The organism is Blautia sp. CAG:237, from assembly GCF_000436615.1.
GTDB lineage: Bacteria > Bacillota > Clostridia > Lachnospirales > Lachnospiraceae > Blautia_A > Blautia_A intestinihominis.
In genome coordinates this window covers 23,222-31,435 of the sequence record NZ_FR886729.1, presented here as the reverse complement: position 1 = coordinate 31,435, position 8,214 = coordinate 23,222, and the positions used below count along the sequence as shown (strand labels likewise).

Genomic DNA, 8,214 nt, shown 5'->3' with positions numbered 1-8,214 from the left:
AGACGATTGCAAAAAGACGCTGGAACTAGGAGGTAGGGACATGAAGAATAAAGACAACAAACAGAACAGCAAAATTCTGATAAACGGTTCTTACAGTATTTTGCTTACCGTACTGCTTCTGGCAGGACTGATCATAGTGAATCTGATCGTGAATCATCTTCCGGTCAAAGTAACCCAGTTTGATTTCAGCAACGAAAAACTGTATACCCTGACCGATATTACGACAGGAATACTCAAAAACCTGGATCAGGATGTGGAGCTTTATTATATCTGTGAAGGCGGAAAAGAAGACGACACGATCCAGAAGCTTCTGGACCGTTATGAGTCTGCATCCTCCCACATTAAAGTAGAGCAGATCGATCCGGCTCTGTATCCGGGATTTACTTCCAAATATACCCAGGAAGATGTTGCAAATAACAGTGTGATCGCAGTCAGCGGTGATGTGAGTAAAGTAGTGAATGCGGATTCCATGTATGTGGAGAGCATGAACTATAATACTTACAGTTATGTAAAGACCGGATTTGACGGCGAGGGAATGATAACAAGTGCTGTAGATTATGTGACAGCCAAAGACATCCCGAATCTGTATATCTTAAGCGGAAATGGAGAGACAGCACTTGGAAGTGCATTTGGAGATGTGATTTCCAAGGATAATGTAAATCCACTGACGCTGAATCTGATGACTACAGATAAGGTTCCGGAGGATGCAGATGCAATTCTTATCAATACGCCGACAGTAGATTATTCTGAGGAAGAAGCACAGAAGATCATTGACTATCTGGAAGACGGAGGTAAAGCGATCATCTTCTCAAATTATACCGTAGAGGATATGCCGAATTTTGACTCCATCCTCGCAAATTATGGAGTTGAAAGAGAAAAAGGAATCATCCTGGAAGGCGACTCTGATAAATATATGTCTTATCAGTATTGTTTGGTTCCGGATATCAGTTATTCGGCAATTACCGAAAATGTATATGGCAATGGTTCTGTTCTGGCACCGATGAGCCAGGGAATCCTTACTTCGGATTCACACAGAGATTCCATCACCTATCAGCCGCTTCTGACGACTTCTGATGCATCCTACAGCAAAGAAGATGTGGAAAACATGACAACCTCTGAGAAGGAAAAGGGAGATAAGAGCGGTCCGTTTACGATCGGTATGCTGATCCAGGAAGATACGAACAACGATGATGAGGCTGATACGGAGATCGTCTATTACAGTACAGGATATTTGCTGGAATCCAATTATAATCAGGCTGTATCCGGAAGCAATGCACAGCTTCTCGGCGGAACTGTAAATTACCTTTGCAATGGAGAAAAAACTTCAGCGGCAGTACAGACCAAGAGCCTTCAGGTCAAATATCTGACACTGACAGACCGGGCAGCAAATATATGGACAGCGATCTGTGTATTTACACTTCCACTTCTGTTTATTATTGCAGGACTGGCAGTCTGGGCATCAAGGAGAAAACGCTGATGGATGGAAAAAAAATAAAAAAACTGGTCATTGCACTGATCCTGGTCATCCTTGCAGGACTGGCCTATCTGTTTCTTCTGCGTTACTCAGATAAACAAAAAGAGGCAGAGAGCCAGAAAGAGCAGGAAGAGGCTGCGGCATCTGTTGTGTTTGAGACAGACACGGATGAAGTGAGCAGTATTTCTTTCAGCGGTGACGACGGGATACTGACCTTTGAAAAAAAGAATGACACCTGGATCTGTCCGGATGACTCTGTATTTCAGATGAATGAAAATAAGATCCAGAAGCTGCTTGCAGATATTTCTTCTGTGAGCTGTACCAGAGAGCTGGACGCAAGGGGGGATCTGGCGCAGTTCGGACTGGAAGAACCGGCAAATACGATTCAGATATCACTTTCTGACGGAACAGAGAAGGATTTGTATATCGGAGATAAGAATACGTCCACGCATGAACTGTACTTCCAGACAGAAGAAAAATCAGATAAGGTTTATATGACAAAAACTGCCTTTGACTCGGATTTCGCAGGTAAGCTGCAGGATTTTGCAGCCTATACGGACTTCCCGAAGGTAAAACCGGAAACGATGACAGAGTTTGATGTGGACAAGGAAGAAGATTCTTATGTCCTTATCATGACAGGGGATGACCAGTGTACGGTGGAGGATGAAGAGGGAGAAAGCCAGCTTGCAAACCTGAATCTGGTCGGCATGGTCCAGGATAATGTGTCCAATATTATCTGGTATCAGGATCTTGAATACAATTGTTCCGATTATGTAAAATATGGATTGGACGATCCGCAGATGGTACTCACCGTAAAATACAAAGACGGAGAAGAAGCAAAAGAGTTTGAACTCTCCGTAGGCGATGAGGATGAAAACGGCAACTATTATGCAAGGCTGAATGAACTTCCGGAGATTCATACGATTCGTGGAGAGTATCTGACAGACCTTCTGAAATCCAGTGCGGCTTCTTACTGGAGTCTGACATACAGCTTTGTTTCGATTGGGGATCTTGATAAACTTGAAGTTACAAGAGATGGTGCAACGCATGTGCTCAGAAAAGAAACACAGACGACAAAGGGTGGTCTGGAGTCAGTAAAATGGCTTGTAGATGAGCAGGAAGTGGATGAAAAATTATTTACAGATTTCTACTATGCATGTGTCAGTGTGACCGCCCAGGAACGTCTGGAGAGCGTGCCGGAAGAAACCGGGGATGAGGCTTTGAAGCTTGTATATACACTGACGGATGGTTCAAAGAAAGAAATTACATATTATGAAGAAGACCAGAATTTCTACACGGTCATCTATGAGGATGGCACAAAAGCAGCACATACAAATAAACTGTATGTAAAGACAATGACAGAGAAGCTGGACAGACTTCTGGAAGAATTAAAATAAAAAATCATATATAAAAAGAGGAGGTATGGCATGAAATACTTAATGGGGATTGACAATGGGGGTACTTTTTCAAAGGCAGCGCTCTTTGATGAAGACGGAAAGCAGATTTCTGTGGCCAGTGTACCGACTGTGACGATCACTCCGAAGCCAGGTTATACAGAAAGGGATATGGATGAACTCTGGGAGGTAAATGCACAGGCTGTACGCAATGCGATCGAGAAGAGCAATATCGATCCAAAGGACATTGCAGGGGTTTCTTTCTCAGGACATGGAAAAGGTCTGTACATGGTAGGCTATGATGGAAAGCCTTCCTATAACGGAATCATTTCTACGGATACAAGAGCCTGGGCACAGGTCAAAAGATGGCATGAGGATGGCACCGACAAAAAAGTTTATGAAAAAACCCTGCAGGATATTCTGGCAGTACAGCCGGTAAGCATCCTGGCGTGGTTCAAAGAAAATATGCCGGAAGTCATTGAGAGAACACAGTATATCTTTGCAGTAAAAGATTATATCCGTTACATGCTGACAGGAGAGGCATACAGTGAATACACAGACTGTTCCGGATCAAATCTTGTCAATATGATCACACACGAACATGACCGTGAACTGATGAAGCTTTTTGGTCTGGAAGAATGCTACGACAAGCTTCCACCGCTTCGCAACGCTGCCGATATCTGTGGACATGTGACAAAGGAAGCGGGTGAGAAGACCGGTCTTCCGGAGGGAATCCCGGTAGCTGCAGGTATGTTTGATATCAACGCATGCGGAATCGCATCCGGACTTTCTGATGAAGAACAGATGTGTATGGTGGCCGGAACCTGGAGTATCAACGAGTATATTTCGAAAGAACCTGTGACAAACGGCACAGTTGCACTGAATTCTCTGTTCTGTATGCCGGGATATTATCTGATCGAGGAGAGCAGCCCGACATCTGCCGGAAATATGGAGTGGTTCATCCGCAATCTTATGAGTTATGAAAAAGCAGAAGCGAAAGAAAACGGAGGCTCCGTATACGATATCACCAATGAGTGGGTAGCTTCTATCGAGCCGCAGGACAACAATATCATCTTCCTTCCATTCCTGAACGGCTCCAACGAAGATCCACTGGCAAAGGGAACCTTTGTAGGCCTGACTGCTTACCATAATAAGAAACATATGCTTCGTGCAGTTTATGAGGGAATTGTTTTCTCCCATGTGACCCATGTCAACAAACTGCTGAGAAACCGTGAACGTCCGAAGAGTGTACGACTTTCCGGAGGCGCTGCAAATTCAGATGTATGGGTACAGATTTTTGCAGACGCGCTTCAGCTTCCGATCGATGTGATCGAGGATAAGGAACTCGGTGCACAGGGTGCAGCGATGGCAGCCGGCATTGCAGCGGGAATTTACAAAGATTATCAGGATGCAATGAGACGTACAGTGAAGATCACCAAGACAATACAGCCAAGACCGGAATATGCAGATATCTACAAAGAAAAATATGCGGCATACCGTGCGGTGATCGACGGACTGAATGGTGCGTGGAAGTATTTCAGAAACTAGGAAAAGGAGAAACCACAGAATGAGTAAGGCATATGAGCTTGGACTGTATGAAAAGGCAATGCCGGGTACGCTGACATGGAAAGAACGACTGGAGGCGGCAAAGGCAGCAGGCTATGATTATGTTGAAATCAGTATTGATGCAACAGAAGAAAAAATCGCCCGGCTGGATATGGACAGAGAATCACGCCTGGAACTTGTAAAAACCATGTATGAGACCGGAATTCCGATCCGGACAATGTGTGTCAGTGCACTTACCAAATATGCGATCGGAAGCAGTGACGAAGCATGCTGTGCAAGAGGAATGGCGATCCTGGAAAAATCACTTCAGCTGGCAGATGATCTTGGAATCCGTGTTGTGATGATCCCGGGATATGATGTCTATTATGAGGAATCAACACTGGAGACAAAACACAGATTTCTTGAAAATCTGAGAAAGGCTGCAAGACTGGCAGAAAAGACCGGCGTGCTCATCGGACTTGAGACGATGGAAAATGAATTTATGAATACGGTTGAGAAAGCCATGAAATATGTAACACTGTGTGGCTCCAATTATCTTAAAGTCTATCCGGATATTGGAAATCTCACCAATGCAGCGGTTCTTTACAAGTCAGATGTACTGGAGGATATGGAACTGGGCAGAGGAAATCTGACTTCTCTTCATCTTAAGGAAACTGTCCCTGGAAAATTCAGAGAAATTCCGTATGGAACCGGACATGTGGATTTTGAGGCGGCAATAAAGAAGGCCTGGGATCTGGGAGTACGCAGATTTGTGACGGAATTCTGGTACACAGGAAATCCGGAATGGAAAAAAGATCTTAATGATGCAGTAAAAATGATGTGTCCGATACTGGATGCTCAGAAATAAAATTCAGGAGGAAAAAACCATGTTAGAAAAATTAAAAGAAGAAGTTTACAAAGCAAATATGGACCTGCCGAAATATGGGCTGGTGACATTCACCTGGGGAAATGTCAGTGGCATCGACCGTGAGAAAGGACTTTTTGTAATTAAACCAAGCGGTGTGGATTACGATAAGCTCAAACCAGAAGATATGGTTGTTGTTGACCTTCAGGGAAACAAAGTAGAAGGCGAATACAATCCGTCCTCTGACACCGCAACACATGTTGTACTGTACAATGCATTTCCGAACATCGGTGGAATCGTACATACACATTCTTCCTGGGCAACAAGCTGGGCACAGGCAGGAAGAGGCATTCCATGCTATGGAACCACACATGCAGACTACATCTATGGAGAAGTACCTTGTGTGCGAAACCTCACAAAAGAAGAAATCGACGAGGCATATGAGAAAAATACAGGAGTGCTGATCGCTGATTACTTTAAGGACAAAGATTACGAGGCAGTTCCTGCAGTACTCTGCAAAAACCACGGACCATTCACCTGGGGCAAAGATGCTCATGAGGCAGTACATAATGCAGTTGTACTTGAGGAAGTTGCCAAAATGGCATCTCGCTGTGAACTTATCAATCCGCAGGTAAAACCGGCACCACAGGAACTTCAGGATAAACATTATTACAGAAAACACGGCGCAAACGCTTATTACGGGCAGATTGTAAAATAACAATTGCAAATAAAGACACTTTTTTAAACAAACAAGGTTCTTCACGCTTGAAGAACCTTGTTGTATTATGTTATTATTAAGAAGAAAACGAGAAGGGATATACAGCAGTTTGCACAAAGAAATTTGCTGTATAAAAGAAAAACATTTAGGAGGTTTTTACAATGACTAAGTATTACGCAGCAGTAGACATGGGAGCATCCAGTGGACGTCTGATCCTTGGACACATGGAGAATGGCAGAATGGAGCTCGAGGAGATTCATCGTTTTGAGAATGGTATGGTCAAGAAGGATGGAGAACTCTGCTGGGAATTTGACCGTATTTTCAAAGAAATCGTTGCAGGTCTCAAGAAATGTAAAGAGATTGGCAAGATTCCGGTAAGCATGGGCGTTGATACCTGGGGTGTTGACTTCGTTCTTCTTGATAAAGATGACAAGGTACTTGGTAACACAGTTGGATACCGTGACCATCGTACAGAGGGAATGGATGAGGAAGTTTACAAGTTAATTCCGGTTGAAGAACTGTATGCAAGAACAGGTATCCAGAAAGCTATTTACAATACGATATACCAGCTGATGGCAGTTAAGACAAAACATCCGGAATATCTGGAGCAGGCAGAAACTCTTCTTCATGTACCGGATTACTTCCACTTCCTTCTGACAGGACAGAAGACCTGTGAGTACACAGAGGCTACAACAGGCCAGATGGTAAATGCACAGACAAAAGACTGGGATTATGAGATCATCGACAAACTGGGATATCCGAGAAGAATTTTCCAGAAACTGATCATGCCTGGCACAAGTGTAGGACATCTGACAGAAGAACTTCAGAAAGAAGTCGGCTTTGACGTAGAAGTTGTCGCACCGGCAACACATGATACAGGATCCGCAGTCCTTGCAGTACCGGCAAACGATGATGATTTTATCTATATCAGTTCCGGAACATGGTCCCTGATGGGAATCGAAAGAAAAACTCCGGACTGTTCACCAAAGAGCTGCGAACTGAACTTCACAAACGAGGGTGGATATGCGGGACGCTTCCGTTATATCAAGAACATCATGGGTCTGTGGATGATCCAGTCTGTTCGTCATGAAGTAAATGACAAGTACAGTTTTGCAGAGATCTGTGCTATGGCAGAAGAAGCAAAGGATTTTCCATCCAGAGTAGATGCAAATGACGAGTGTTTCCTTTCTCCGGAAAATATGACAGAAGAAGTAAAGGACTACTGCCGCAGAACAGGACAGCAGGTTCCGGAGACAATGGGTGAGATTGCAACTGTTATTTACACCAGTCTTGCTGAGTGCTATGCAAAAGCAGCAAAAGAACTGGAAGAACTTACAGGAAGAACTTACAGCCGTATCCATGTAGTTGGTGGTGGTTCCAATGCGGGATATCTGAATGAACTTACAGCAAAGGCAACAGGTAAAGAAGTTCATGCAGGTCCTGGAGAAGCAACTGCGATCGGAAATATCACTGCACAGATGATCAAGGAAGGCGAATTTAAATCTGTTGAAGAGGCTCGTACAACCATTCATGAGTCTTTCGGAATCAAGATTTTCAAAGCCTGAGAGATTATAGCTGGAGACTTTTTACCCAATCATCCTGTTATTGAGCTATATGCACCTGGAATAAGGTGAGTATATACATTAATAAAATAAATTGGAGGTTTTATTATGTTAGTAAACACAAAAGCAAGAGTCGGCGTATTTTCTATTGCTTTAGGAGCATACCTGCCTCAGTTCCCGTCACTGGTACCTGAGTTTGAAGCTCAGTATGAGGCATTCAAAAAAACAATCCCTGATACAGTAGAGATCATCGATGGAGGAATGGTAACAACAAAAGAGCAGTCTATGGAAGCCGGAGATAAATTCCGTGCTGCAGACGTTGATATCGTATTTCTTCAGATGCTGACTTATGCGACATCCTACAATATGCTCCCTGCAATCCGTGATCTTGATGTTCCGGTTGTTCTTGTGAACGTTCAGAAGCTCAAAGCACTGGATTATGATCACACAGATATCGCTGCATGGCTTGGTGAAGGATATGCCTGCGGTGCTGTAGGTGAAGCAGTTGCCGATCTGGAAAGAGCAGGCAAGAGACATGCTGTTATTACAGGTGTAGTTGAGGGTGGAGATCCGGCTGTTCAGGCAGAGATCGAAGACTGGTGCAAGGCTGCACAGGTAAGAAGAAGATTCCGCGATACCAATATCGCTCAGATCGG

The 8,214-nt window shown here is 43.9% G+C and carries 6 protein-coding genes and 1 pseudogene; all 7 read left to right on the top strand.

Annotated features, from left to right (window positions below; all coding sequences use genetic code 11):
- Window positions 1-40: 40 nt before the first annotated feature.
- The gene (locus QZL69_RS06905; protein ID WP_022214488.1) at window positions 41-1,477 is read left to right on the top strand and encodes a GldG family protein; all 1,437 of its coding nucleotides are present in this window, start codon (window positions 41-43) and stop codon (window positions 1,475-1,477) included.
- A complete protein-coding gene (locus QZL69_RS06900) occupies window positions 1,477-2,871 on the top strand; it encodes a DUF4340 domain-containing protein (RefSeq protein WP_022214487.1) in 1,395 nt (464 codons plus the stop codon). The genes QZL69_RS06905 and QZL69_RS06900 overlap by 1 nt, the downstream gene beginning before the upstream one ends.
- Before the next feature lie 30 nt (window positions 2,872-2,901).
- Window positions 2,902-4,416, top strand: a complete 1,515-nt coding sequence (locus tag QZL69_RS06895) for an FGGY-family carbohydrate kinase (protein WP_022214486.1) — start codon at window positions 2,902-2,904, stop codon at window positions 4,414-4,416.
- A gap of 19 nt (window positions 4,417-4,435) precedes the next feature.
- Window positions 4,436-5,281: an L-ribulose-5-phosphate 3-epimerase gene (locus QZL69_RS06890; RefSeq protein WP_022214485.1), complete on the top strand. Its 846-nt coding sequence runs from the start codon at window positions 4,436-4,438 to the stop codon at window positions 5,279-5,281.
- Window positions 5,282-5,300: 19 nt separating this feature from the next.
- Window positions 5,301-5,996, top strand: a complete 696-nt coding sequence (locus QZL69_RS06885) for an L-ribulose-5-phosphate 4-epimerase (RefSeq protein WP_022214484.1) — start codon at window positions 5,301-5,303, stop codon at window positions 5,994-5,996.
- Between the two features lie 161 nt (window positions 5,997-6,157).
- Complete coding sequence (gene rhaB / locus QZL69_RS06880; RefSeq protein WP_022214483.1) at window positions 6,158-7,561, top strand: rhamnulokinase; 1,404 nt, start codon at window positions 6,158-6,160, stop codon at window positions 7,559-7,561.
- 105 nt (window positions 7,562-7,666) lie between these two features.
- Window positions 7,667-8,214, top strand: a pseudogene (locus QZL69_RS06875) (arabinose isomerase); the annotation flags it as partial.

Excerpts from the sequence above, each read along its gene's own strand:
- QZL69_RS06905 (WP_022214488.1), top strand. The coding sequence starts at position 41 with ATGAAGAATAAAGACAACAAACAGAACAGCAAAATTCTGATAAACGGT.
- QZL69_RS06900 (WP_022214487.1), top strand. The coding sequence starts at position 1,477 with ATGGATGGAAAAAAAATAAAAAAACTGGTCATTGCACTGATCCTGGTC.
- QZL69_RS06895 (WP_022214486.1), top strand. The coding sequence starts at position 2,902 with ATGAAATACTTAATGGGGATTGACAATGGGGGTACTTTTTCAAAGGCA.
- QZL69_RS06890 (WP_022214485.1), top strand. The coding sequence starts at position 4,436 with ATGAGTAAGGCATATGAGCTTGGACTGTATGAAAAGGCAATGCCGGGT.
- QZL69_RS06885 (WP_022214484.1), top strand. The coding sequence starts at position 5,301 with ATGTTAGAAAAATTAAAAGAAGAAGTTTACAAAGCAAATATGGACCTG.
- rhaB (WP_022214483.1), top strand. The coding sequence starts at position 6,158 with ATGACTAAGTATTACGCAGCAGTAGACATGGGAGCATCCAGTGGACGT.